Source organism: Citrobacter sp. Cf132 (assembly GCF_030333885.1).
GTDB classification, from domain to species: domain Bacteria; phylum Pseudomonadota; class Gammaproteobacteria; order Enterobacterales; family Enterobacteriaceae; genus Citrobacter; species Citrobacter freundii.
The window spans coordinates 1-25687 of record NZ_JAOWFA010000067.1; the positions used below are offsets into that span (position 1 = coordinate 1).

General features: G+C 51.3%; 20 protein-coding genes and 1 pseudogene. 14 read left to right on the forward strand and 7 right to left on the reverse strand.

Translation table 11 applies throughout. The annotated features are described in order from the left end of the window. Positions 1-1157 (reverse strand): ISNCY-like element ISKpn21 family transposase (locus tag OGV85_RS18595; protein WP_103787686.1); only part of this gene is annotated, 1157 nt, incomplete at its 3' end. Positions 1158-1337: 180 nt separating this feature from the next. On the opposite strand from OGV85_RS18595, the gene nrfA reads away from it, so the two are divergent. The 7 genes and pseudogenes from nrfA to gltP all read left to right on the forward strand — a co-directional run bounded on the left by nrfA (position 1338) and on the right by gltP (position 9510). Further along, on the forward strand, positions 1338-2774 hold the full coding sequence (gene nrfA / locus OGV85_RS18600) for an ammonia-forming nitrite reductase cytochrome c552 subunit (protein WP_003844735.1): 1437 nt from the start codon (positions 1338-1340) through the stop codon (positions 2772-2774). A gap of 44 nt (positions 2775-2818) precedes the next feature. Beyond that, complete coding sequence (gene nrfB, locus OGV85_RS18605; RefSeq protein WP_003031758.1) at positions 2819-3385, forward strand: cytochrome c nitrite reductase pentaheme subunit; 567 nt, start codon at positions 2819-2821, stop codon at positions 3383-3385. After that, positions 3382-4053: a cytochrome c nitrite reductase Fe-S protein gene (nrfC, locus tag OGV85_RS18610; protein WP_003031761.1), complete on the forward strand. Its 672-nt coding sequence runs from the start codon at positions 3382-3384 to the stop codon at positions 4051-4053. Before nrfB ends, nrfC begins: the two co-directional genes overlap by 4 nt. Then, positions 4050-5006 carry a cytochrome c nitrite reductase subunit NrfD gene (nrfD, locus tag OGV85_RS18615; protein WP_003841070.1) on the forward strand — a complete coding sequence of 319 codons (957 nt, stop codon included), beginning with the start codon at positions 4050-4052 and terminating at the stop codon, positions 5004-5006. Before nrfC ends, nrfD begins: the two co-directional genes overlap by 4 nt. A gap of 8 nt (positions 5007-5014) precedes the next feature. Beyond that, positions 5015-7241, forward strand: a pseudogene (nrfF, locus tag OGV85_RS18620) (heme lyase NrfEFG subunit NrfF). Continuing rightward, positions 7241-7852 (forward strand): heme lyase NrfEFG subunit NrfG, encoded by a 612-nt coding sequence (gene nrfG, locus OGV85_RS18625; RefSeq protein ID WP_003031771.1) that lies wholly within the window; start codon positions 7241-7243, stop codon positions 7850-7852. The pseudogene nrfF and the gene nrfG overlap by 1 nt, the downstream one beginning before the upstream one ends. A gap of 344 nt (positions 7853-8196) precedes the next feature. Next, positions 8197-9510 (forward strand): glutamate/aspartate:proton symporter GltP, encoded by a 1314-nt coding sequence (gene gltP / locus OGV85_RS18630; protein WP_003031773.1) that lies wholly within the window; start codon positions 8197-8199, stop codon positions 9508-9510. A 104-nt stretch (positions 9511-9614) separates the two neighbouring features. On the opposite strand, the gene yjcO is transcribed toward gltP, so the two are convergent. Both yjcO and fdhF read right to left on the reverse strand, forming a co-directional pair. Further along, positions 9615-10304 carry a Sel1 family TPR-like repeat protein YjcO gene (yjcO, locus tag OGV85_RS18635; protein ID WP_061547507.1) on the reverse strand — a complete coding sequence of 230 codons (690 nt, stop codon included), beginning with the start codon at positions 10302-10304 and terminating at the stop codon, positions 9615-9617. Between the two features lie 103 nt (positions 10305-10407). After that, positions 10408-12555 (reverse strand): formate dehydrogenase subunit alpha, encoded by a 2148-nt coding sequence (gene fdhF / locus OGV85_RS18640; protein WP_080602221.1) that lies wholly within the window; start codon positions 12553-12555, stop codon positions 10408-10410. 287 nt (positions 12556-12842) lie between these two features. On the opposite strand from fdhF, the gene OGV85_RS18645 reads away from it, so the two are divergent. Beyond that, on the forward strand, positions 12843-13574 hold the full coding sequence (locus OGV85_RS18645) for a response regulator (protein ID WP_032948333.1): 732 nt from the start codon (positions 12843-12845) through the stop codon (positions 13572-13574). A gap of 48 nt (positions 13575-13622) precedes the next feature. Here the strand turns inward: OGV85_RS18645 and OGV85_RS18650 are convergent, their stop codons facing one another. The 3 genes from OGV85_RS18650 to OGV85_RS18660 are packed head-to-tail and all read right to left on the reverse strand — an operon-like array spanning position 13623 to position 16182. Next, positions 13623-14627, reverse strand: a complete 1005-nt coding sequence (locus tag OGV85_RS18650; RefSeq protein ID WP_286553842.1) for a carbohydrate kinase family protein — start codon at positions 14625-14627, stop codon at positions 13623-13625. Next, positions 14624-15484 (reverse strand): ketose 1,6-bisphosphate aldolase, encoded by an 861-nt coding sequence (locus OGV85_RS18655; protein WP_003031787.1) that lies wholly within the window; start codon positions 15482-15484, stop codon positions 14624-14626. Before OGV85_RS18655 ends, OGV85_RS18650 begins: the two co-directional genes overlap by 4 nt. Before the next feature lie 14 nt (positions 15485-15498). Continuing rightward, positions 15499-16182 carry a D-lyxose/D-mannose isomerase gene (locus OGV85_RS18660; RefSeq protein ID WP_003031789.1) on the reverse strand — a complete coding sequence of 228 codons (684 nt, stop codon included), beginning with the start codon at positions 16180-16182 and terminating at the stop codon, positions 15499-15501. Between the two features lie 549 nt (positions 16183-16731). On the opposite strand from OGV85_RS18660, the gene OGV85_RS18665 reads away from it, so the two are divergent. The 6 genes from OGV85_RS18665 to OGV85_RS18690 are packed head-to-tail and all read left to right on the forward strand — an operon-like array spanning position 16732 to position 24641. Beyond that, positions 16732-19272, forward strand: a complete 2541-nt coding sequence (locus OGV85_RS18665) for a type VI secretion system Vgr family protein (RefSeq protein ID WP_061547509.1) — start codon at positions 16732-16734, stop codon at positions 19270-19272. Continuing rightward, on the forward strand, positions 19265-21361 hold the full coding sequence (locus tag OGV85_RS18670) for a T6SS effector phospholipase Tle3 domain-containing protein (RefSeq protein WP_061547510.1): 2097 nt from the start codon (positions 19265-19267) through the stop codon (positions 21359-21361). Before OGV85_RS18665 ends, OGV85_RS18670 begins: the two co-directional genes overlap by 8 nt. A 9-nt stretch (positions 21362-21370) precedes the next feature. Then, the gene (locus tag OGV85_RS18675; protein WP_181522671.1) at positions 21371-22150 is read left to right on the forward strand and encodes a T6SS immunity protein Tli3 family protein; all 780 of its coding nucleotides are present in this window, start codon (positions 21371-21373) and stop codon (positions 22148-22150) included. A gap of 46 nt (positions 22151-22196) precedes the next feature. Continuing rightward, a complete protein-coding gene (locus OGV85_RS18680) occupies positions 22197-22976 on the forward strand; it encodes a T6SS immunity protein Tli3 family protein (protein WP_181522670.1) in 780 nt (259 codons plus the stop codon). Between the two features lies 1 nt (position 22977). Next, entirely contained in the window at positions 22978-23238 is a 261-nt protein-coding gene (locus tag OGV85_RS18685) for a PAAR domain-containing protein (protein WP_048213898.1), read from the forward strand. After that, the gene (locus OGV85_RS18690) at positions 23235-24641 is read left to right on the forward strand and encodes a KPHS_23130 family T6SS system protein (RefSeq protein WP_048213897.1); all 1407 of its coding nucleotides are present in this window, start codon (positions 23235-23237) and stop codon (positions 24639-24641) included. Before OGV85_RS18685 ends, OGV85_RS18690 begins: the two co-directional genes overlap by 4 nt. An 81-nt stretch (positions 24642-24722) precedes the next feature. Here the strand turns inward: OGV85_RS18690 and OGV85_RS18695 are convergent, their stop codons facing one another. Then, complete coding sequence (locus OGV85_RS18695) at positions 24723-25664, reverse strand: ABC transporter substrate-binding protein (protein WP_003031801.1); 942 nt, start codon at positions 25662-25664, stop codon at positions 24723-24725. Positions 25665-25687: the final 23 nt, after the last annotated feature.

Here is a 25687-nt window from a genome sequence, read left to right on the forward strand (position 1 = left end):
TCTGACAGTCGGTCGTAGGTAGAGTAGGGAAGTAGCGTACCGTTCAGGCGCAGCTCTTTTCTGCCATCAGGATAGTGATACACATCGATATATTTACCTATTGCACGGCGACTCAGTTCGCTGTCTTCAATCAGGTACAACATTTTATCATATTGTATCGTCAACGATTTTGAGACTTTACGTTTTTCACGAACAGTGAAAATAAGCCCCAGGTCCTCATCATGTTCTACAGCACGGTGTACGTCAAAATCATGTCGCGGTACTTTGCCAAAACGGCGGTTATAGTCAGCCATATAGGCCTCAGCGAAGTCATTTGCAGCCTCCATTGAACAAATGCCCTGTAACCGCAGCTCTTTGACCAGACGATCCTGTAAAGTGAGGTGAGCTCGTTCTACACGCCCTTTGGCGGGACTGGTTTCTGCACAGATAGTCTGGATGTTCAGTTCATGCATGGCTCGCCCAAACTGAGTATGCCCGTCTCCGCCTGTGGCGTGTTTATTGTTAACACGAAAAACACCGGCTTTATCGCTGTACAGTGCCAGCGGTTTACCATGCTTATCGATATAGCGCCGCGTGGCTTCGAAGTAAGAAAACGTGGACTCCGATTTAACAAACAACAGTTCCATCAGTTTGCTGGTTGCATCATCAACATAGACCAGCGCGGTGCAGGCCGGGCCACGGCCTTCAAACCAGTCGTGATCACAGCCATCTATTTGTATCAGCTCACCAGTACACGGACGCCGGTACCGTGGTTGAGGGATCCTTGCGGCACGTTGTTTACGGGGAACCCATAAGCCAGCCCGCACCATGATGCGCCGGACAGTTTCTTTGCCAAGAAACAGTCCGTGGAGTTCTTCGAGCTTTTCACGCGCCAGAGTCGGACCGAAATCAGCATAACGCGTCTTGATCAGTTCCAGAGCCTGATCTGCGAGCCCGGGTGGCAACTGGCGGTTACCACGCATGCCACATCGTCTGCTGGCCATACCAAGCGGTCCGCCTTCACGGTAACGGGCAAGAAGTCTGCGGCATTGCCTGTCGCTGATACCGAGGTGCTCGGCCGCACGGCGCGTTGTGATGCGACGTTCAATGACGTCCTGTATAATCTTGATCCGGTTGATCTCTTTCAAAGTAAACACTCCTGAGCTTTCTGCGCTCATGATATGCCTCCCGGTAGTTTAAACGGACCAGTGAAGCTTACCATAGCGCGGACATCTGAATTGAGCCACAGGCGGACATTACTATTGAGCCATTACAGACAGTATTCGTGTGGTTGCTGTTATGGAAAACAATAAAAGAACCGCCATTGCAGATAATGGCGTCATCTGGATGAGACCCCTATGGCAAGGATAAAATCACGCGTACGCCGTTTCTTCAGCCTGTTAGTACCTTTATTATTTATCTCTGCAGTTCACGCTGAACAAACCCCCGTACCCGCAAAAACCGTCACCGTTGAAGCGAAGAATGAAGTCTTCGCCCCTCAGCATCCCGATCAATATCTCTCCTGGAAAGCCACGTCTGAGCAATCAGCCCGTGAAGATGCGCTGGCAGAAGATCCTCGTCTGGTGATCCTGTGGGCGGGATATCCCTTCTCGCGCGATTACAACAAACCGCGCGGGCACGCGTATGCAGTGACCGATGTTCGTGAAACCTTACGTACCGGCGCACCCAAAACGGCAGAAGATGGTCCATTGCCGATGGCCTGCTGGAGCTGTAAAAGCCCGGATGTGGCGCGTCTGATCCAGAAAGACGGTGAAGATGGCTACTTCCACGGTAAATGGGCGCGCGGCGGTCCTGAAATTGTTAATAATCTTGGCTGCGGCGATTGCCATAACACCGCGTCACCAGACTTTGCCAAAGGCAAGCCAGAACTGACGCTGTCGCGTCCTTATGCTGAACGCGCGATGGAAACAATCGGCAAACCGTTTGAGAAAGCCGGTCGCTTTGACCAGCAATCCATGGTCTGCGGCCAGTGCCACGTGGAATACTACTTCGACGGTAAAAACAAAGCCGTTAAGTTCCCGTGGGACGACGGCATGAAAGTCGAGAACATGGAGAAGTACTACGACACCATCGCCTTCTCTGACTGGACCAACTCCCTGTCTAAAACCCCGATGCTGAAAGCGCAGCACCCGGAGTATGAAACCTGGAGCGCAGGCATTCACGGCAAGAACAATGTGACCTGTATCGACTGCCACATGCCGAAAGTGCAGAACGCGGAAGGCAAGATTTACACCGACCATAAGATTGGTAATCCGTTCGATAACTTCGCTCAGACCTGTGCGAACTGCCACACCCAGGACAAAGCGTCCCTGCAAAAAGTGGTCGCCGAGCGTAAACAGGCCATTCATGACCTGAAAATCAAAGTTGAAGACCAGCTTGTTCGTGCGCACTTCGAAGCGAAAGCCGCATGGGATGCGGGTGCGACCGAAGCGGAAATGAAGCCGATTCTGGAAGATATCCGTCACGCGCAATGGCGTTGGGACCTGTCTATCGCCTCACACGGTATTCACATGCATGCCCCGGAAGAAGGTCTGCGGATGCTGGGTAGCGCAATGGATAAAGCCGCTGACGCACGTACCAAACTGGTCCGTCTGCTGGCGACCAAAGGCATCACGCATGAAATCCCGTTACCGGATATCTCTACCAAAGAGAAAGCCCAGGCGGCGATTGGTCTGAACATGCAGCAAATCAATGCTGAAAAGCAGGACTTCATCAAAACGGTGATTCCGCAGTGGGAAGATCAGGCGCGTAAAAACGGTCTGTTAAGCCAATAACCCCATTTCGCCCCGCAAGGGGCGGATAACTCAACGGAGTGAATATGAGCGTATTACGTTCGTTATTAACTGCTGGGGTGCTGGCGTCAGGCTTGTTATGGAGCCTGAGTGGAATCACTGCCACGCCAACGCCGCAGGAGTCGGATCAACGCTGGACGGTTACCCAACAGCGTAATCCGGATGCCGCCTGTCTGGACTGTCACAAGCCGGATACCGAAGGCATGCATGGTAAGCATGCGGAAGCCATCAACCCGAATAACAAACTGCCTGTCACCTGCACCAATTGTCACGGCCAGCCGTCACCGAACCACCGCGAAGGGGTGAAAGATGTGATGCGCTTTAATGAGCCGATGTACAACGTGGAGCAGCAGAACAGTGTCTGTATGTCCTGTCACCTGCCTGAGCAGTTGCAAAAAGCGTTCTGGCCGCACGATGTCCACGTAACCAAAGTGGCGTGTGCCAGCTGTCACTCACTGCATCCGAAGCAAGACACGATGCAGACGCTGAGCGATAAAGGACGGATCAAGATTTGCGTCGATTGCCACAGCGATCAACGTAACAATCCGAACTTTAACCCGGCGTCGGTTCCGTTGCTTAAGGAGCATCCATGAGTTGCTCTCGTCGCCAGTTTATCACCGGCGTCGGCGCGCTGGTGGCAGTGAGCGGGACGGCGGGGCGCGTTGTGGCGAAGACGCTGAACATCAATGGCGTGCGTTACGGTATGGTTCATGATGAGTCTTTATGCATTGGCTGTACGGCCTGCATGGATGCTTGTCGGGAAGTTAACAACGTGCCGGAAGGCGTATCGCGTCTGACGATTATCCGCAGTGAGCCGCAAGGGACATTTCCTGATGTGAAGTATCGCTTCTTCCGTCACTCGTGCCAGCATTGCGACCACGCTCCCTGCGTTGACGTCTGCCCGACGGGGGCATCGTATCGCGATGCCGCCAGCGGCATTGTGGATGTGAACCCGGACCTTTGCGTTGGCTGCCAGTACTGTATCGCCGCGTGTCCTTATCGCGTACGGTTTATCCATCCGGTGAGCAAAACGGCGGATAAATGCGATTTCTGCCGGAAAACCAACCTGAAAGCGGGCAAACAGCCCGCCTGCGTTGAGTCATGCCCGACGAAGGCGCTGACGTTTGGTAATCTGGACGATCCCAACAGCGATATATCCCGTTTGTTGCAGCAGAAAACTACCTACCGTTACAAACTGGCGTTGGGTACAAAACCGAAGGTCTACCGCGTTCCCTTTAAATTTGGGGAGGTGAGCCAATGACATCCGCTTCTGCATTTCATTTTGAATCACTGGTGTGGGACTGGCCCATTGCCATCTATCTGTTCCTGATAGGTATCTCTGCCGGACTGGTCACGTTGGCGATTCTGCTGCGTCGCTTCCATCCGGAGGCGGGCGGTTCAGACAGCACGCTGCTGCGCACCACGCTGGTGTTAGGGCCGGGGGCAATTATCCTCGGTTTGCTGATTCTGGTGTTCCACCTGACGCGTCCATGGACTTTCTGGAAACTGATGTTCCACTACAGCTTCACCTCGGTGATGTCGATGGGGGTCATGCTGTTCCAGTTGTACATGGTGGTGTTAGTGCTGTGGCTGGCAAAAATCTTTGAAAAAGAGGTAATTGTCCTGCAACAGCGGTTCGTGCCGCGACTGACGATTGTGTCAAAACTACTGACGCTAATCACGCCGTTCCATCGCGCGCTTGAGACGCTGATGCTGGTGCTGGCGGTTCTGCTCGGGGCGTATACCGGGTTCCTGCTGTCGGCGCTGAAATCCTACCCGTTCCTGAATAACCCGATCCTGCCGGTGCTGTTTCTGTTCTCCGGGATCTCCTCCGGTGCGGCGGTGGCACTGATCGCCATGGCGTTACGTCATCGTAGCAATCCGCACAGTACGGAAGCGCACTTTGTGCATCGCATGGAAGTCCCGGTGGTATGGCTGGAGATCTTCCTGCTGGCGGCGTTCTTCGTCGGCCTGGCGCTGGGCGATGACGGAAAAATGCGTGCGCTGGCGGCGGCATTGGGTGGCGGATTCTGGACCTGGTGGTTCTGGCTTGGCGTGGCTGGGCTTGGGTTGATACTGCCGATGCTGCTAAAACCCTGGGCCAACCGCAGTTCGACGTTTCATGGTGTGCTGGCAGTGTGCGGCGCCAGCCTGACCGGCGTACTGCTGCTGCGCTTTTTTATCCTCTATGCGGGTCAGCTAACCGTTGCGTAAGGTGATATCTGGACGTTCTCCTTCCTGAAGCCGGTTTTCTGGCGCTGTTATTAAGCCTCGGGGTCAACGTGTTGACCCCGCTTGCCGTGTTGGTAGGTGTCCGGCAGCGCTGGCAAGGGGTGATGCGCCTGGCAAGCGTGGGCGTGTGGACGCAATTTGCCCTGCTGCTACTGGCCTTTACCATTCTGGTATTCTGCTTTTTGACCAGCGATTTTTCGGTGGTCTACGTTGCCCAGCACAGCTACAGCCTGCTGCCGTGGGGATTAAAACTGGCGGCGGTGTGGGGCGGTCATGAAGGATCGCTGCTGCTGTGGGTGCTGTTTCTTTCCGCCTGGAGCGCGCTGTTTGCTCTTCGCTATCGGCGTAATACCAACGCGCTGTTTCCGCTGACGCTCAGTGTCCTTTCAATGATAACGGCCCTGCTGCTGCTGTTTGTGGTGGTATGGTCCGATCCGTTCGTGCGTATCTTTCCGCCAGCCATTGAAGGACGCGACCTTAACCCGATGCTGCAACATCTTGGGTTAATCCTCCATCCACCGCTGCTGTACCTGGGTTACGGTGGTTTGATGGTGGCGGCAGGCGTGGCGCTGGCCTCGCTGCTACGTAGTGACTTTAATGCGCAGAGCGCCTGGGTGTGCTGGCGCTGGGCCTTGCCCGGTTGGTGCGCGCTGACGCTGGGGATTATCCTCGGCTCCTGGTGGGCCTACTGCGAGCTGGGCTGGGGCGGCTGGTGGTTCTGGGACCCGGTAGAAAACGCTTCCTTATTACCCTGGCTTTCCGCCAGCGCGCTGCTACATAGCCTGTATATCACGCGCCAGCGCGGGATCTTCCGCCACTGGTCGCTGCTGCTGGCGATCGTCACGCTGATTTTATCGCTGCTGGGGACGCTGATTGTGCGTTCCGGCATTCTCGTTTCGGTGCATGCTTTCGCGCTGGATAACGTTCGTGCCGCGCCGCTGTTTGCGCTGTTTACCGTGTTGAGTCTGGCGTCGCTCGGGCTGTACGCCTGGCGGGGCCAGCAAGTCCGGCAGAATGCTCGTTTTGGCGGTTGGTCACGCGAGATGCTGATTCTGGTTGCGCTGCTGCTCTTTAGTGCGGTGCTGCTGATTGTGCTGATTGGCACGCTCTACCCGATGATTTACGGGCTGTTCGGCTGGGGGCGGCTTTCTGTGGGCGCACCGTACTTTAATCGCGCTACGCTGCCTTTTGGGCTGCTGATGCTACTGGTTATTGTGCTGGCTACGGTCAGAAGCCGCAAAGTGTCTTTCCGCATCCAACTTCCGGCACTGCTGGCGCATGCCGGAGTGCTGGTGTTTGCGGCGGGGATCGTCTTTTCCAGCGGTAGCCGTCAGGAGATAAGCCTGAACCTGAGCCCTGGGCAGCAGGTTGAACTGGCGGGTTACATTTTCCGTTTTGAGCGTCTCGACCTGGAAGCCAAAGGTAACTACACCAGTGAAAAAGCGCAGATCACGCTGTGGCACAATGAGAAACGCATTGGCAGCCTGCAACCTGAAAGGCGCTTCTATGCCGCGCGTCGTCAACAGATGATGGAGCCGGGGATCCGCTGGAACCTGATGCATGACTGGTATGCGGTAATGGGTGAAAAAACCGGACCAGACCGTTATGCCATGCGCTTGTACGTGCAGACCGGCGTGCGCTGGATTTGGGGTGGGGGACTATTAATGGTCTTTGGCGCGCTGCTGAGCGGATGGCGAGGGAGGAAGCGTGATGCGTAAATTAATCACAGCGTTGCCGGATGGCGGCGTAAACGCCTTATCCGGCCTACAAGGTGCGCAAACCGTAGGCCGGATAAGCGCAGCACCATCCAGCAGAAAGTTATTACTCCTAACGCTCGTCCTGTTTTTCATTACTTTCGCTACGCATGCCCAGGTTGTGGATACCTGGCGCTTTGAAAATCCGCAACAGCAGGAACAAGCGCTGTCTATTGCCAGCCAACTGCGTTGTCCACAGTGCCAAAACCAAAATTTGCTGGAATCCAATGCGCCGGTAGCGGTCAGTATGCGCCATCAGGTTTACAGCATGGTGGCGGAAGGGAAAAGTGAAGCCGAGATAACCACCTGGATGACCGAGCGTTACGGTGACTTCGTTCGTTATAATCCGCCGCTGAATGAACAAACGCTGCTGCTGTGGGCGTTGCCGTGCCTGTTGTTGTTGCTGGTAGGTGTAGTGGTCTGGCGAGTGAGAAGACGTCAGCATACGGAGGAAGGTGAATAATGAGCCAGTGCGAGCCGCTGTTACGCCCAATGCCCGTGAAGCGGTTGACCGCTGCGGTGGTACTGATGGTTGTGGCCTGCATTGGAGGTTACCTGTTGACGCCAAAATGGCAGGCGGTTCGTCAGGAGCAGACGCGACTGGCGGACCCTTTACATGCTTTCTCTGATGAAAATATTCAGGAAAAACAGTTGCTTTTGCTGCAATCGCAGATTCGAGCCAATCCACAGGACGGCGTGAAATGGGCGCAACTCGGGGAGTACTATCTTTGGCAAAACGCGTATCATAATGCGCTGCTGGCCTACGAGCAGGCGCTGCGTGTCGGCGGTGAAAATGCTGAGATCTATTCAGCGATGGCAACGGTATTGTATTACCAGGCCGGACAACATATGGCGCCGCCCACTCGCGAGATGATTGATAAGGCCTTGGCGCTGGACCCGGCAGAGGTCACCGCGCTGATGTTGTTAGCCTCAGATGCGTTTATGCAAGCAGACTACGCCCAGGCTATTTCAGTTTGGCAAAAAGTTATGGATTTAAACTCGCCGAGGGTGAACCGGGCACAGCTCGTTGACTCTATTAATATGGCGAAGTTGTTGCAGAATCGGCAAAAATAAATTTGTTTTATTTGTGATTTGTATCATTTTGCCTGTTTAAAAAACAGGCAAACGAACAGGTGAGCGAAAAAAACTCACGCTATGACTTCTTCATTTTTGAACATATTAAAATTCTTTTATAACAAAAAGTTATTCATCAATACCGCGATAAAATTGCATTTTTATGCATAAATTCAGCCAAAAGCCCTGTTCTTAGAGGGTTGCGCGGAATGCCATGCAGATGATAATGATAATAAGCGTTAAAAAACTCCATAAACGAACGCAACACAATTCATACCCTTTCAGTATGTACTATTCCCACACACCGCATGTGGAATAGCGCTCCATCGAGGAAGTCCGTTGTTATGAAAAATTTGAAAGTCAGCCTGGCATGGCAGATTCTAATCGCCATGGTGCTGGGCATTCTGCTAGGGAGTTACCTGCATTACCATAGCGACAGCCGCGAATGGCTGGTGGTCAACCTGCTGTCTCCGGCGGGCGATATCTTTATCCATCTGATCAAAATGATCGTCGTGCCGATTGTTATCTCCACGCTGGTGGTTGGTATTGCCGGGGTGGGTGATGCAAAACAGCTGGGCCGTATTGGCGCCAAAACCATTCTCTATTTCGAAGTGATCACCACCGTAGCGATTATTCTTGGCATCACGCTGGCGAATGTTTTCCAGCCGGGTTCCGGGATTGATATGTCGCAACTGGCGACCGTGGATATTTCGAAATATCAAAATACGACCGCAGAAGTGCAGAGCCACGCGCATGGCCTGATGGGCACGATTGTGTCGCTGGTGCCGACTAATATCGTCGCGTCGATGGCGAAAGGCGATATGTTGCCGATTATCTTCTTCTCGGTGCTGTTTGGTTTAGGCTTGTCTTCCCTACCAGCAACCCACCGCGAGCCGCTGGTGACCGTGTTCCGCTCGATTTCAGAAACCATGTTTAAAGTGACCCACATGGTGATGCGTTATGCGCCAGTCGGTGTTTTTGCGCTGATTGCTGTGACCGTCGCGAACTTCGGTTTTGCCTCCCTGTGGCCGCTGGCGAAACTGGTGCTGTTGGTTCATTTTGCCATCCTGTTCTTCGCGCTGGTGGTGCTGGGGATTGTGGCGCGTATCTGCGGTCTGAGCATCTGGATCCTGATCCGCATTTTGAAAGATGAGCTGATTCTGGCTTACTCTACCGCCAGTTCCGAGAGCGTACTGCCACGTATTATCGAGAAGATGGAAGCCTATGGCGCACCGGCTTCAATCACCAGCTTTGTGGTGCCGACCGGCTACTCATTCAACCTTGATGGTTCAACGCTGTACCAGAGTATTGCCGCTATTTTCATTGCGCAGCTGTACGGTATCGACCTGTCGCTGTGGCAGGAAATCGTATTAGTACTGACGCTAATGGTTACGTCGAAAGGGATTGCGGGCGTGCCGGGCGTATCATTCGTGGTGCTGCTGGCTACGCTTGGCAGCGTCGGGATCCCGCTGGAAGGTCTGGCGTTTATCGCCGGTGTTGACCGTATCCTCGACATGGCGCGTACCGCGCTGAATGTAGTGGGGAATGCGCTGGCGGTGCTGGTTATCGCCAAGTGGGAGCACAAATTTGACCGCAAGAAGGCGCTGGCTTACGAGCGCGAGATGCTGGGTAAATTTGATAAGACCGCTAATCATTAATTAATGAAAGATTGCCGGATGGCGCTGCGCTTATCCGGCCTACGGAAGACGGTGAACTGTAGGCCGGATAAGGCGTTTATGCCGCCATCCGGCAATGCAAACCATTACCCGTTTGTTAACTTTTCAAACTCTTCACAGCCGGTATCGAACCCTTCCATACAGCTCAGATTCAGCCAGTGTAGCGCCTTCTGTTTATTCTTCACGATAAAGCCCTGCTCGCCGTTTAAGAACATCATTCCGGCCCAGTACTCGGAATAACCGGTGCGGGAGATGGCGGAGCTGCGTTTGAAATACCACGTCGCTTTTTCATCGTCTGCGGGGATCCCCACGCCGTTGGCGTAAATCAGCCCGAGCAGCATTTGCGCGTCGACGGCTGAGTCATTTTCCAGATCTTCAGAGGCGTTTTGCAGCAAGGTAATGGCTTTGGGGTAATCTGTGTGTCCTGACTGGGTGTTGACCAGAATCCGCGCCAGGGTGAGTTCTCCTGCTTTACTGCCCGCTTTGGCTGCCTTTTCCGCCAGCGTTTTGGCCTGGGGGTAATCCAGACTGACCGGATTCGTAATTTTGATTTGCGCCAGGAGCGCGCAGGCGTCGGCATCGCCATTGTCGGCGGCTTTTTGCGCCCAATACTCGGCTTTGCTCAAATCGCCCGAACTGAACCAGGTATCGGCAAGAAAGTACTGTGCGCGACGGTCCCCTGCCTCAGCGGCCTGTAAGTACTGGCTTCCTGGCTCAGTATCACTGGCATGGGCAAAGAATGTCATAAAGAACATCAATGCAATGAGTTGTTTCATTTTGAGTTTTATTTAGGGTACGGAATGAACAGTATAAAGAGATCGTATGGATAAAAAAACAGCCTCCGGGCGGAGGCTGTTGCAGAACAGGTACGTAAACGGACTAACCCATCGCGCTTTCGCGCAGACTGGCTTTCAGCTTGTTGTACTCATCAATAACATACTGCTCGGCAGCGCGCTGATCGGCAATGCGTTCAACGTTAACGGCACAGTACTTATACTCTGGCGTTTTGGTAATCGGGCTTAAGTTCTCGGTTACCAGCTCATTACATGCGCCAATCCACCACTGGTAGGTCATGTAAATCGCGCCTTTGTTTGGACGATCGCTGACTGCCGCACGGGTAATGACCCGACCTTTACGCGAGTTAACCCACACCAGTTCTTCGTCCTGGATGCCCAGGCGTTCTGCGTCGGCGGTGTTGATCTGGGCATAGCCCGGTTCATCCGCCAGCGCGGCCAGCGCCGCACAGTTACCGGTCATCGAACGGCAAGAGTAGTGGCCGACTTCACGCACCGTAGACAGTACCATTGGGTACTCTGGGGTGAGTTTGTCGATTGGCGCTACCCAGTCGCAGGTGAAGAACTGCGCCAGGCCGTTCGGGGTGTCGAACTTCTCTTTAAAGAGATAAGACGTCCCTTGATCGGCTTCTGAGGTGTCGCGGCAAGGCCACTGGATATAACCCAGTTCGCCCATTTTCTCGTAAGTGGCACCGTAGAAATCCGGGCACAGATGACGCAACTCGTCCCAGATTTCCTGGGTGTTGTTGTAGTGCATCGGATAGCCCATACGGGTGGCGATTTCACTGATAATCTGCCAGTCCGTTTTCAGATCCCACTTCGGCTCAACGGCTTTAAAGAAGCGCTGGAAGCCACGGTCAGCCGCGGAGAATACGCCTTCATGCTCACCCCATGACGTAGACGGTAAAATAACGTCTGCGGCAGCGGCGGTTTTGGTCATGAAGATATCCTGCACGATGACCAGTTCCAGATCCTCAAAGCCTTTGCGCACTGCGGAGAGTTCAGCATCGGTCTGTAATGGATCTTCACCCATGATGTACGCCGCGCGTACTTCGCCATGCGCAGCACGGTGCGGCAGTTCGCTGATGCGATAACCGGTATGTGCAGGCAGACTTTCCACGCCCCAGGCTTTAGCGAATTTCTCGCGGTTTTCCGGGAACTTAACGTACTGATAGCCCGGATAGGTATCCGGCAGCGCACCCATGTCACATGCACCCTGAACGTTGTTCTGGCCACGAACCGGGTTAACGCCCACGCTTGGCTTACCGAGGTTGCCGGTCAGCATTGCGAGGCTGGTCAGTGAACGCACGGTTTCCACGCCCTGATAGAACTGGGTAACACCCATGCCCCACAGGATAGCCGCGCTTTTTGCCGTGGCATACATACGTGCAGCCTGACGAATATCCTGCGCGCTAACGCCAGTGATATCTTCGACGGACTCCGGCGTGTAGCCTTCGACAATCTTGCTGTACTCTTCGAATCCTTCCGTACGGGAGGCGACGAACGCCTGGTCGTACAGTTTTTCTTCGATGATGACATGACCCATGGCGTTGAGCAGCGCGATGTTCGAGCCGTTTTTCAACGCGATGTGCATGTCGGCAATACGCGCGGTTTCAATTTTGCGCGGATCGCAGACGATGATTTTCGCCCCGTTACGTTTAGCGTTAATCACGTGATTCGCCACGATCGGGTGGGAATCCGCCGGGTTATACCCGAAGATGAACACTAAATCTGTGTTATCAATTTCATTGATAGCATTACTCATTGCGCCGTTACCGACCGATTGGTGCAGACCTGCAACCGATGGGCCGTGTCAGACGCGAGCGCAGCAGTCAACGTTATTGGTACCAATAACGGCGCGCGCGAATTTTTGCATTACATAGTTGGTTTCGTTACCCGTACCGCGAGATGAACCGGTCGTCTGAATAGCGTCCGGGCCATACTTCGCTTTGATGGCGCTCAGACGAGTGGCGACGTAATCAAGCGCTTCATCCCAGGAAACAGATTCCAGTTTGCCGCCACGCTGGCGACGGATCATTGGGGTTTTCAGACGAGGGGTCAGGATCTGGGTATCGTTGATAAAATCCCAGCCATAGTAGCCCTTCAGACACAGAGTACCCTGGTTGGTTTTCCCCTGCGCCGCTTCAGCCCGGACGATTTTGCCGTTATCGACCACCAGGTTGATTTTGCAACCTGATGCGCAATATGGGCAAACCGTGACGACTTTTTTCATCGGTCTCGCTCCAGTTAATCAAATCGCGCATACGCGCTGTCGCCCTCAGTATGCATCTTCTATGCCACTTTTTTATTGTGGGCATTCCCTGATATTACGGGTGATTTTTGGTCAAAACCCTGACGAAAAACAGGCTGTCGTCATATTTGACGTGTCGAATCTCCAATACGTGACGCCCCGGCAGTGTGACCGAGGTTATGTTTCCCACATATCCTTGTGCCTTATCGCTGTCACTCTGGGCAGAATCAATCACACTCATTTAAGTTGGCCAGAAATGGGGAAAAACAATGAAGCCAGCCATACTGGTTGTGGATGATGACGTGGCAGTCTGCTCGCTTTTACAGGATGTGCTGAACGAACACGTCTTTGCGGTGACCGCTTGTCACACCGGGCAGGAGGCGTTGCGCTGCATTGAGACTCAGCCGGAGATCGCGCTGGTATTGCTGGATATGATGTTGCCCGACATCAACGGTCTGATGGTGCTGCAGCAGGTGCAAAAGATGAGGCCTGGATTACCGGTGGTGATGCTTACCGGGCTTGGTAGCGAGTCGGATGTGGTGGTCGGGCTGGAAATGGGCGCTGACGATTACATCGGTAAACCCTTCAATGCCCGGGTGCTGGTGGCGCGGGTGAAGGCGGTGCTCAGACGCGTGGGCGTGCTCACGGCTGAAAGCGGCAGTCCACAAACCACGGGTCTTTCTTTTAACGGCTGGCATCTTGATACCGCGGGTTGCCAGCTTCGCAATCCTCAGCAATTGAAGGTTGAACTGACGCAGGGTGAATACAGTCTCCTGTTGGCGCTGGCGCAAAATGCCCGCCGGGTGCTGAGCCGCGAACAATTGCTGGAACTGACGCGCAGCGACAGCGTTGAGGTGTTTGACCGCACCATTGATGTGTTAATCATGCGCTTGCGGCGAAAAATAGAGATCAACCCGCACCAACCGATGTTGATCAAAACCCTGCGCGGGCTGGGCTATGTATTCGCCGCCGACGTGCAGCATCACGACAAGGCGGCGTGATCGTGTGCACTTGCCGGATGCGGTCGTAGGCCTGATAAGCGCAGCGCATCAGGCGTCAACCATTTCTGCTTTTAACTCTGCCAGCGTCTTCGCGCCGTCTATCGCATTGGCGCACAGCAAGCTTGCCCGCGCACAGGCGTGTGCCAACCTGACGCTGTCCGTCAGCGACCAGCGCTCATGACAGCCATACAAAAATCCGGCGCAAAACGCATCACCCGCCCCGACGCTGCCAACGATCTCCTCCTGCGCCAGGTACTGCGATGGGATCCAGACGCCCGGCAGATCCGGCGCTTCACCCCAGGCACCTTCCGGACAGTGAATAACCACCCGCTGGCGTACTCCTGCACCCAATAATTCGCGCGCGGCGGTAGCGATATGCGGGATATGCTGCTCGCCGTTGGGCTGGCGGATCTCCAGCCCGCTAAATTCTCCGGCTTCCAGCTCGTTAATCACCAGATAGTCGAGATGGCGCAAGGCTGGCATCACCAGTGGCTGGTAGCGCGGGTCGCCCTTGCGTGAGACCAGATCCAGCGACGTTTCAAAGCCGTTGTCGCGCATTTGCGCCAGCAGCCTCGCGCTACGCGTCCCGTACTCCTCATCCGGCATGTCCAGACTGTCGAGCAGCAGCAGATATCCCAGATGGAAGATTTTCATCGAGGTATCCAGTTGCTCAAAAGCGGGTAAATCCAGCAGTCTGTTGGCGCCCGGCGAGTGGAAAAAGGTGCGCTGACCGCTGGGATCGGTCATCACCTGCGACATTGACGTGGACGCGAATGTCGTGCGCTGTACGTGTTGGCGATTAACGTGATACTGCTCCAGCATCGCCATGATGTAGTCGCCATCGCTGTCCTGACCGATTAACCCCACCGCCTGCAACGGCAGCCCAGTGTGCATTTTTGCCAGCGTCAGCAGCACATTAAGCGGCGCACCGCCCGTGGCGCGTTCGCTACGGGTGATTTCCGCCAACCAGCCGCGTTCCGGCCACTGCACAATTTGATGCACATGATCGACCAGCATGTTGCCTGCGGCGATAACGCCTTTGCGTTCCATCAGACCCGTCCCGCGCTGCCAAAAATGCGCATCTGTTCTGAAACGGTATCGGTAATGGCTTCCTCAATGCCGAGCAGCAGTTCGGCGAATTCGTCGTATAAGGGCTGACGATTCGCCATCCGCGTCTCCACTGCCGACAGCGCCGCCTGCGACATGCCGGTATAGAAGTTGATTTTGTGAATGCCGAGTTCAATTGCGCGCTTGAAATCGTCGTCGCTGATGCCGGAGCCACCGTGCAGTACCAGCGGGATTGCCGCCTGCTGGCGAATGGCGTCCAGACGCGGGAAGTCGAGCAGCGGTTCGCCTTTATATTTGCCGTGGGCATTGCCAATGGCGACCGCCAGCGCGTCAATCCCGGTTCTGTCAACGAAATCACGCGCCAGCATTGGGTCGGTAAACAGTGATTCGTCGGCATGACCGTACAGCGCACCGCCTTCATCGCCACCGACTGCGCCCAACTCAGCTTCCACCGACACGCCGACGGCGTGGCACATCTTCACCACTTCGCGGGTCTGTCGGATATTTTCTTCGTACTCCAGCGTGGAGCCATCGAACATCACTGAGCTGAAACCTAAGCGTAACGCTCGCACCACCGACTCAAAGTGCAGGCCGTGGTCAAGATTCAGCACTACGGGAATGTCATGTCTGGCGGCTTCGAACTTGACCGCTTCGACCAGAGAATCCAGCGAGATATATTTAAAATGCACCTCGGCAATGTTGATAATAAATGGCGAACGTTCCTGCTTTGCCGCGGCAAACAACGCGCGCAGGAAATGTGAATCCAGAACGTTAAACGCCCCTAAGGCATAGCGGTGCTCGCGGGCATGGGCAAGGCCATCAGCGAGTGAGATCAACGGCATAATGTGCTCCTTGGTTAGCGGAACAGGCGATATTCGTTACACAGCACCAGCAGCGCCGGTTCGTCTTCTTCAATGTCGTTGTAGCGGGAAATCGGTTGCAGAAAATGGTTGTCGTGGTCGTCGTCATTAACAGAAGAGACCTCGCCAACCAGCACGTCGCCAAAACCTTCTTCCGCCCAGAAGCTGTGATACAGGCCCGGCGGCAGGCAGATGCTTTCACCCGGCGTCAGGCGCAGTTGACTGCCTGCGGCATGGGTTTGCCGACAGCCGTCAATCACCACGCTAACGTCGCTGTCTTCCGTTTGCTCGCGGATCCCTGCATTCCACAGTTCTACAATGAGATTGCCGCCGCCGCGATTGATAATGTCTTCGCGTTTGCGCCAGTGAAAATGCATCGGCGTGACCTGTGCATCGCGAACATGCATGATTTTCTCGGCGTAGCATTTCTCGTAAGGCATGCCTTTCGGCGAACCATTACGCAGGGTGAACAGCGTTAATCCTTGCGCGGCAAAATTGTTGCCGCCGAACGCGGTGACATCCCAACCGAGCTTAAGGTCGAACACTTCGCTCCAGGCAGCGGCATCAAGCTTGCGCCATTGGGTCGGCGGGAAACTGGCAAAAGGGGGGAGATGCACGTCGTGCTGAGAAAAAAACTGGCGCGTGTGGCCAAGGATCTCGTTTATTGCGGAGCGTTTCATTGATTCTCCTGTGGCTGATAAGATGACCTTTATGCGGCCCTCTCTCAAAGGGAGAGGGAGAAAATCAAAAGCTTTCCCATGGATCAAATGGGATACCATCCGGTTACCTCTCCCTCACAGCAGAACAGGGAATCGTTATATTTTATTGTGTTTTTTTATGGGGTGGTGTGATTCATTCAATAAAATGATAAATGAAAAGAATATTTTCATAAATGTTATTGTAAATCATTGGGTTAATGCGTTCGTTTTTTTAGTCACATCTCAGTTTTCTGGAACCATTTGGATATGAACGCTGGATTGTTGCCTCGCGGTGAAAAAACGAATGCGGCGTTTTATAAATCTTTTTGTTAAAAAATCAATTTCATTGAATATAAAATCTCGCCAGCTAATCGTTTATTTATATTCCAGGGTTATATTACGTGTTTGACTAATAATAGTTAAATCACTTCCAGATTTTTTCAATAAAAAATAACCTTTTTTAGTTATTATTGATATGCTGACTGGACTTTATTTCTTATGTATTACTTTCTTTTGGCAAGGGATGCGATAATGAAAAAAGTTTCAGGGTTCTATAATCTGGAAGGTATAGTTTCAGAGGAGAGTATAAATAAATATTTATTCTCCGTAAGGGGCGAAGGTAAGTTAGGGTGGCTTGATGTTGAAACAATTGAAGGTCATGAAAATTTAAGTAAACCATACAGTTATAAGATTACATTTACATCAAAACTAAAAAACATCCCTCCTGACTCACTTCTTAACATTGAAGGCTCGCTGAAAATCAGAGCACCTAATCATAACTGGAATAAATATATTCAAGGTTCTGAGAAGTGGCTATATGAACGGCAAATTGAAGGCGTCATTACGTCATTTTCGCTTATTAGCACATCAGCGGATGAGTCACTGTACGAAATCAGGTTAGAGCATAAGCTGGCATTACTCTCACGACGCAAGCGTTCGGCTATTTACCTGAACATAAATGTGCCGAAACTGGTCACGCAGATCCTCAAAGAACATGCTTTTGCCGATTATGAAATCGACTTTGATAATCTTGTTTGTATCTATCCCAACCGGGAAATGATTGTTCAGTGGGAGGAGTCAGATTTAGCGTTTATCAGCCGCATCCTGTCAGAAGTTGGGATCTGGTTCAGGATCGCAAATCATCATGCTGTTTCGCACATTATGGTGGTTATCTTCAGTGATTCACAATGCCAATACCTCTTTGATCAAAAGATTATGCACTCATCCCATGCCGGGCTGACATCAAATGAGTATTCGATCGATCAGCTGGTATCAAAGCACAACGTTGTCTCCGCTGGCGTTAAAGTGAAGAACTTTGATTACAGGCTGGCAAACTCGCAGATGCTAAACGCTGACGCCGATGTGTCTGCGGAAAGGGCTACGGCATATGGCACAGAGTATCGCTATGCGGATATCCATCATCAGCCAGGATCGCAAATTGCCGAGGCGCAGCCAGGCGAGTCCAGCTGGTTTTACGCCAAACTGCATCACGAAATTATTCTTAATAATCAATCCATTTTAACCGGTGTGACCACCAGTCCGTCGATCGTGCCGGGGATGGTGCTGGAAATTGACGGCGCCATTCCACATGCCTTCGCCTCTGGATTTGTGGTAACGGCAATGCAGGTGACGGGGAGGCGCGATGCAGCGCTCCAGTCCCGGCTTATCGGTATTCCCTACAGCCAGAACGTTTGTTTTCGACCGCAGCCGCTACCCCGGCCACGTATTGCAGGTACTTTTCCCGCGATCGTTTCATCACCAATAGACAATGACCAATATGCTCATATCGATGTGCAGGGTCGCTATTGGGTGAAGTTTGATTTTGACCTCGACCAACATAGGCAAGGCTATGAAAGTATGCCCGTCCGTCTGGCGCGGATTTATGCCGGCGATACTTATGGTCATCACTTTCCACTCATTCAGGGTGCGGAGGTTGCCATTGCGTTTGAAGGTGGCGATCCGGAAAGACCTTTCATTGCCCATGCGCTGCATCATGCGCCAAAACCTGACCCCGTTACCAGCCGCAATAATACCCGCAATGTCATCCGCACTGCGGGTCTCAATAAGCTGCGGATGGAAGACCGGCGCGGGCAGGAACACGTCAAGCTGAGTACCGAGTACGCTAAAACGCAGCTGAACATGGGACATCTTGTTGATGCAGGTGGTAAGCCGCGCGGTGAAGGCGCAGAACTGCGCACCGATGACCGGGCTGTTTTGAGGGCTGCAAAGGGAATATTGCTGACGACAGAGGCGCAGCCAAAAGCCCAGGGCCAGCAGCTCGACATGAATGCAGTCGTTCAACAGCTACAGGCAGCCCTTGTGCTGGCAACTTCTCTTCAGCAAAGCGCCCTGACGGCGCAAGCGTTAAACGTTGAAATGGAGCAACAGCAGCAGCTTAACGCCGCGCTTCAACAGCTCACCCGCTCGGGGCTGGTGGCCTATGCCGATCACGGTATGGCTCTGCTCACACCGGAAACCATGGCGCTGTCGGCAAACAAAGATCTGTCGCTGAACGCGGCCAACAACGGCAGTTTTAACGTTTTTAAGAAACTCTCCATGGCAGTCGGGCAGGGGTTATCGCTTTTCAGCAGAGCGATCGGGATCAAAATTATCGCCGCAAAAGATGATATTTCCGTCCAGGCACAGCGCGGGGAAATGGGCCTGCTTTCCGATCAGCATTTTCATATTCAGAGTATGAACGGCAACGTAACCATCAGCGCCAAAAAGAATATTCAGTTGCTGTGTGGAGGCGGCGGTATTCGAATAAATGAAGATGGCTCAGTAAAAATATTCTCTCCCACGAAAGTGCAGCTCAAAGGCACCACGCTTGACTGGAGCGGGCCGGAATCCGTTAAAGATAAATCCCCTGTTTTTCAGGAAGACCAGTTTCACCGCCGTATTAAATTACATGGTTATGGAAATACGGACGATGTTCTGAAAAAAACAAAATTCAGACTGACTAAGGCCTCCGGTGAAATCATTGAAGGTGTTACCGACGATGAAGGCATGACGCCGTTACTGGATATGACGGAAATGGATGAAATGAAAATGGAGATTTTGCCAAATGAGTAACAGTCCCTTTAATCCGCGAGTCGTGGCGACAGGTGTACAAGGCGTACCTAAATCCACCGGCGGAAAAATGGCCGTCTGCGAAGTGGCGGTTAAAAACCCTATGCCCTGTATTGTGATCCTTGTTCATGGCGTCAACGATGTGGGCGAGGCGTATCAAAATCAGGAGCAGGGGATTATTGCCGGCCTGAATGAACGTATGGGCCGCACGGATATGTATCCGCATGAATGGCATCAGTACAAAATGGATATGGGCGATGGCGAGCAGCAGCAGGTGAAAATGCCCGGGCGCAGTCCGGTGATCCCATTTTACTGGGGATATAAACCTGTTGACCATGCAACGTATATTGACGATCAGCGGCGTTATCGCGATGAGCGGGCTAAATCAGGAGACGCCGCAAAACTGCCTTATAACGCCTACCAGGAAGATGACAACGCAACGCTGGCAAAGTTAGGACACATTCCTCAAACCACGTTGAAATTTCAGAATGATAATTTCGGCAACGTGCTGGACGATGTGTACGCCAAAGGCGGGGGGACCTTTGCCAATGCGACAACCACTATTCCGGATATGCTAGGCCCTGGCTCCGGCGGCCCTGCGAACGCTGCGGCAGGATTTGCTTCATTTCATCTGAATGCCGGGGATTTTACGCATCCTATTTATGATAACCCGCACCGAATTTATCAGTTTTTTGCCGCGCAGCGGCTGGCCGATTTAATTCTGATGATTCGAAGAGAACCGGCAACAAAATTCGATCCCATTAATATTATTGCGCACTCCCAGGGAACGATTATTACCATGCTCGCCAATATGCTGGTCAAAGCAGCTGGTGCCGATCCCGCCGATTGTGTGATCCTCAACCATTCTCCCTACGCCCTGGAAAAAACGGCTGCTGAAGGGATGACGCCCGGACATCACCAGACGGATCGCGCCCGCCAGCAGACGTTTAAAAATTTCTGTCATTTGATGGCGACAAACGCCAGATATGGCAAGGGGGAATATCACACGCAAGCCGAGATTGATGAATTAGAAGGTGCAATTTGTCTGAGTAAAACCAATTCTCAATGGCGCAAGAATAAACTTTATACCCGTAATAACTTTGGCAAAGTGTATAACTATTTTTGCCCCAATGACAGCGTGGTTTCATTACTTAACGTGCAGGGTTTGGGCTGGCGGGGAGTCCCTCATGACATTGCCAGCGGCATAGACAATCTGCGCCAGCGGGTTTTCTGCGAAAATGGTCCGGAAATAGGCGGCAGCCCACTGAGCGTGCCTTTTGAAATGCCGGCGTTAAAAAAGGATTGTTTTGATCAGGATACGCTGGCGACCAGACAATATACGTTTGCGGATGTGGTTGTGAATGGTGAGCAGCTCCCCGTCACCTTCAGACACCAGTTACAGGGCGCGGGAAGTCAGTATAAATATTCGATAGCGCCGGGTTCACCCGATCAGGACATCTCATTTTCGGCAAAAGCCACGGTTATTGCGCGCACTGAGACAGATTTCAAAAATCTCAGCGGCGCAGGTTTCGATTATTTACAGCCGGGGCAGGAATTAACGCCAGCAGAACTCACGATGTTCGCCAAAAAATATGGTAAGCGTTACACCAAAGGCGTTGTCCTCGGAGGGGGATACAATAAGAGCGTGAAGCTAATCTATGAAAAAACGCCGGATGAGCTGGAAAAAGAATGGATGAAATCAGAGCAGGTTGGTTACAGCCAGCATTCCTCTATTGTTATGTCGAAAGATGCCCCCGCGAAAGCGATGGCCTTCGATCTGGCGGTGGGGATATGCGGGGCATTTGATTACGAAAATGGTGAGTTCTGGGTAAAACTACTTCGCCGTGGGGACTGGCGTATGAAGCTTAATGGTCTGCCAAGGACTGTTGATTATTATAATACAGGGATATTGAATAAAGCTGACACAAAAGATTATATGAACAGGCCGGATGATATTTTACCAAAGGGTCAATTTGGTGTGGTTAACGAATATTATCATTCAACAACGGTTCAACCTGCCAGACATAATGAAATATACAATACCGAGACTCCCAATCTGCAATGGGATATGCCCAAACCGCTTAACGTTTAAGGATAAATCATGAAACCAGGAAATACGGTAAGAGTAATTGTTGGAGCCATTTCGCTATGCGCTATCGCTGCCTGTACAAAAAAAATACCCTCACAGGTTATTTATCGGTTTGATGATAATCGCTACCTGGAGTTGATCGGATATGATTGTGAAGGATATGTTGTTTACCATGACATAAAAAGAAAAATCCACAAATCAATTTATGGCAATCCAATCTATAGAGTGTTCTCGGGTGAGTTTATCCATCCCTCAGAACAGTACGTTCTGGTGCCTGAATGGGAACCCGGGGCATATAAAATATCTAAAGATTATGGGCAAACATGGCAGGTCGCAAACTATATGGCTTCTTCCCGGGCGCTGGAGAGAAACTCCGATGGGGTTATGCGTGACTATCCTGAAGGAAAAGAAATAAAAAAAGTGGTGGTGGTCAATAACCAGGCGTTTATTACCACCTCGAAAAATCATTTGTATATGAGTTCATACCCTTTTGACGACCCGCGTTTAAAGCCGGGTGGTCCGGGTATAGATTATCAATACTTCAATGATACCGACTATCTCTCTATATATACAGACGGAAAGAAAAAATCTAAAGGAAAATATTATTATGGTCATACCCGTCCTGAATCTCCAGGTGCTGCCTGGGGAACAGTGGTGTTTATGAAAGCATCCCTGGCCCATTTAACGGAGGGATATAAGGCCAACTATCAAAACCTGCCGGACAAAGAACCAGAAGTGGTGGGCTATAAGGGCTGGACCCGAATGCACTGCGACCTGAATGCGGGGAAATAATCGGCAATGGGATATGCCTAAAACACTTAACGTTTAAGGATAAATTATGAATAAGGGAAGTGCGTTAAAAATAATAATCGGAACTATTTCGCTATGTGCTATCGCTGCCTGTACAAAAAGAACACCCTCACAGGTTATTTATCGTTATGACGATAATCGTTATCTGGAGTTAAAAGGCTATTATTGTGAGGGAGCACTTTGGTATCACGATGGTAAAAAAAATATTCATAAAGAGATATATGATGGAGTATTTGCTTCCTTCAGGATATTCTCTGGGATATATATCCATCCATCGGATAAATACATCTTTATTCCTGAATGGGAACCCGGTGCATATACAATATCTAAAGACTATGGACAAACGTGGCAGGTCGCAACGTATATGTCCCCATCTCAGGGGCAAGAGAAAAATTCTGATGGGAATATGGTAGATAGACCTGAAGGAAAAGAAATAAAAAGAGTGGTGGTGGTTAATAATCAGGCATTTATTTCCACTGCACAAGGACATTTATATCTGAGCTCATACCCTTTTGACGACCCGCGCTTAAAGCCGGGTGGTCCGGGTATAGATTATCAATACTTTGATGACACGTATTATCTCTACAGACCAGGCAAGCATAAATCCAGTGGCGAGTATGTGAACGGCCATATGAGACCTGAATCGCCAGGTGCTGCCTGGGGAACGGTGGTGTTTATGAAAGCATCCCTGGCCCATTTAACGGAGGGATATAAGGCCAACTATCAAAACCTGCCGGACAAAGAACCAGAAGTGGTGGGCTATAAGGGCTGGACCCGGATGTACTGCGATATGGATGCAGGGAAATAATATGAAAGGTGTAATCAGACTAAATGACCCGCTGGAAAACGGTGGGTATGTGAATAAAGCTTCTGGTAGCAAGTTTATGGGAATTCCCGTCGCTTTAATGGGGGATACTGTTGTTTGTATTGCGCATAAAGGGACCTTTCCCATACTTGATTTTGAACCAACCTGGACAATGGACGGTAGAGGTGTTGTTGTGGATGGGTGTAGGGCTGCATGCGGTTGTGCAATAAAAACCACACTGCCAACAGCGGGGACAAGCAAATGAATAAATGGAAGAGACCAAACAAGAATCCGTATCAGGATGTAGGAAAATTTCCGCTGATTACTATGCTGGTCATTAGCTTTGGTATATTTTTAGTTTTTACAACATACAGTATATTAAATTGGCAGCAGGGAGAAAAAGTTACTGGTGAATTGATATCGATTACATTATCAACCCCGTTGATACTAGTATTAGTGATCTGGTGCGCTGTAGGGATGGCTTACTGTTTTATAGCTTATCCATTTTGTTATGCGGATTTCCTTGAAAAATATGGTATGAATCGATGGCAAAATTGGGCCAGACAGGCGTTACCTCTTTTAGATTACTCATCAATTCTTCCAGTATCAGAGCTGGCGCTAAAGATGCAAAAACTAGAGGGTGAGGCACCTACAGGCGCCGCAACGCCGTTAAGAATTGCTATTGAAGTTGATTCTATGGATGACATCAGAGTTGATAAAGTACTAAGGCAGTTGATCGAGCCACTCAAAAACTCTCTTGTTAGACAATATTCTCCCTTTAAGACCTGGCTATATGTTAAGGGAGCAGATGACTCTATAGGTAATAGCTTCAAAACGGTGCTTGAAAGCTTGAGCGTCCCCAAAGATAAAATTGGGGAAATAAAAATCCTCCATGAATGCCCTGATTATTATTTAATCAACGACTGGATTGGTTTTAATATGTTTGAAAATAATCTAATCGTTACAGTTGAATTGCACAGCGAAAATGACTCTGATTTTTTTGAAAGTGCAAACGCATTTGTTTTCACCGATGACAGGTTCCTTGAAAGTAAAGATACACCATTATATTTATTACGCATGATGGACAGTACACCGTATTATCTCGATGAAATAGTGAATACATATCTCTCCGCTCAGCAAGTGGTAATTGATAAAATTAAAAGGTTATGGTTCAACTCGCTGGATAAACAGTCAAAATTCGTAATATCTGGTGCAATAGAAAATGCAAAAACGGGCATTCTCCCTGATAGCATATATGATCTGGAAACCGTCACCGGGAAAGGCTCTGAGGTTCAGCGCTGGGTCGTATTAGCGTTGGCTGCGGATGCTGCAAAATACGGGCAAGGACACCAATTATTCGCCAGTAAATCTGCAGATACTATTCAATCCGGGATAATCGCGGCTAAATATCCAGGGCGTAAACCTGCTCCTGACATAGCAGACTTCTCGAATTATTGGAAAATTATATCCGCATGCTCAATTATTTTATGGTGTACTGGGTATCTCTGTTTAGTGTCAGAGGAAACCTTCAACATTCATCCCTGGTATTCTATTGTTCCTTTTGTGGTTGGTATATTGGTTATTTTTATAGCGGTATTGTTTTTTTCTATATTCGTGAGTGATAAAATTGAGCAGGAAATGGGTATTTACTATGTTCCATTTTTATGAGGAAAGCGCCCTGACGGGCGCTTATTCTTCAATTTCTTATACTGTCTTTACCGTGGGGAGAGGTATCAGGCGGCCCAGCACTTATTTCACCGTCCAACCCTTATAACTGCCGACGTTGTTTTTATCGATCATCGTCACTGGGATCAGCACGGGTTCTTTCGGGGCGGGTTTCCCCTGTAATATGTCATAACCGATTTCGACCGCTTTGGCAGCCATCACCTGCGGATCTTGTGCTGGCGTCGCCACAAATAGTGAGTTTTCGCGCTTCAGGGCTTCTTCGCCGTCCGGGCTGCCGTCTACGCCGACAATAAAGAATTCGCTACGTTGCGCCTGCTTTGCCGCCAGATCGGCACCGATCGCCGTGGGATCGTTAATGGCGAATACGCCGTCGATCTTCGGATTCGCCGCCAGCAACGCGGTCATGATCTCCAGCCCGCCTTCGCGACTGCCTTTGGCATTTTGGTTATATGACAGCACCTTGATGTCAGGGTGGCGTTTAAACTCGGTCTGGCAGCCTTCCACACGGTTCTGGACGGCAGATACCGGTGGCCCGTTGATAATGACCACGTTGCCTTTGCCTTTCAGACGGTCGGTAATATATTTACAGGCCATTTCTCCCGCCTGGGTGTTATCGGAGGTGATGGTGGCGTCTGCGCCTTCCGCCGCCACGTCAACGGCGACCACCACAATCCCGGCGTCTTTCGCGCGTTTAACCGCCGGGCCGATGCCTTTGGAGTCGGCTGCGTTAAGGATAATCATGTCGACTTTGGCGGCAATAAAGTTGTCGATTTGCGACACCTGTTGCCCCAGATCGTAGCCGCTGGAAACCAGCGTTACTTTAACGCTATCACCTGCCAGTTTGCGTGCTTCCAGCTCCGCGCCTTTGGTGATCTGCACGAAGAACGGGTTGGCCAGATCGCCCACCGTAACGCCGATGGATTTCAGTTCTTTTGCCTGCACAAATGGAGCTGCAGCAAGTAGGGCGCCAGCACAGAGCGCGGTCACTAATGGCTTCAAACGCATACTCGTTTCCTCACGTAGGGTAT

Bases quoted from the DNA above. Each gene is read 5' to 3' on its own strand.
- OGV85_RS18665 (WP_061547509.1), top strand. From the start codon at position 16,732: ATGAAAAAAGTTTCAGGGTTCTATAATCTGGAAGGTATAGTTTCAGAG.
- OGV85_RS18670 (WP_061547510.1), top strand. From the start codon at position 19,265: ATGAGTAACAGTCCCTTTAATCCGCGAGTCGTGGCGACAGGTGTACAA.
- OGV85_RS18655 (WP_003031787.1), bottom strand. From the start codon at position 15,484: ATGCCGTTGATCTCACTCGCTGATGGCCTTGCCCATGCCCGCGAGCAC.
- yjcO (WP_061547507.1), bottom strand. From the start codon at position 10,304: ATGAAACAACTCATTGCATTGATGTTCTTTATGACATTCTTTGCCCAT.
- nrfA (WP_003844735.1), top strand. From the start codon at position 1,338: ATGGCAAGGATAAAATCACGCGTACGCCGTTTCTTCAGCCTGTTAGTA.
- OGV85_RS18685 (WP_048213898.1), top strand. From the start codon at position 22,978: ATGAAAGGTGTAATCAGACTAAATGACCCGCTGGAAAACGGTGGGTAT.
- nrfB (WP_003031758.1), top strand. From the start codon at position 2,819: ATGAGCGTATTACGTTCGTTATTAACTGCTGGGGTGCTGGCGTCAGGC.
- OGV85_RS18660 (WP_003031789.1), bottom strand. From the start codon at position 16,182: ATGAAACGCTCCGCAATAAACGAGATCCTTGGCCACACGCGCCAGTTT.
- OGV85_RS18690 (WP_048213897.1), top strand. From the start codon at position 23,235: ATGAATAAATGGAAGAGACCAAACAAGAATCCGTATCAGGATGTAGGA.
- OGV85_RS18695 (WP_003031801.1), bottom strand. From the start codon at position 25,664: ATGCGTTTGAAGCCATTAGTGACCGCGCTCTGTGCTGGCGCCCTACTT.
- gltP (WP_003031773.1), top strand. From the start codon at position 8,197: ATGAAAAATTTGAAAGTCAGCCTGGCATGGCAGATTCTAATCGCCATG.
- nrfC (WP_003031761.1), top strand. From the start codon at position 3,382: ATGAGTTGCTCTCGTCGCCAGTTTATCACCGGCGTCGGCGCGCTGGTG.
- OGV85_RS18680 (WP_181522670.1), top strand. From the start codon at position 22,197: ATGAATAAGGGAAGTGCGTTAAAAATAATAATCGGAACTATTTCGCTA.
- OGV85_RS18645 (WP_032948333.1), top strand. From the start codon at position 12,843: ATGAAGCCAGCCATACTGGTTGTGGATGATGACGTGGCAGTCTGCTCG.
- OGV85_RS18675 (WP_181522671.1), top strand. From the start codon at position 21,371: ATGAAACCAGGAAATACGGTAAGAGTAATTGTTGGAGCCATTTCGCTA.
- nrfG (WP_003031771.1), top strand. From the start codon at position 7,241: ATGAGCCAGTGCGAGCCGCTGTTACGCCCAATGCCCGTGAAGCGGTTG.
- nrfD (WP_003841070.1), top strand. From the start codon at position 4,050: ATGACATCCGCTTCTGCATTTCATTTTGAATCACTGGTGTGGGACTGG.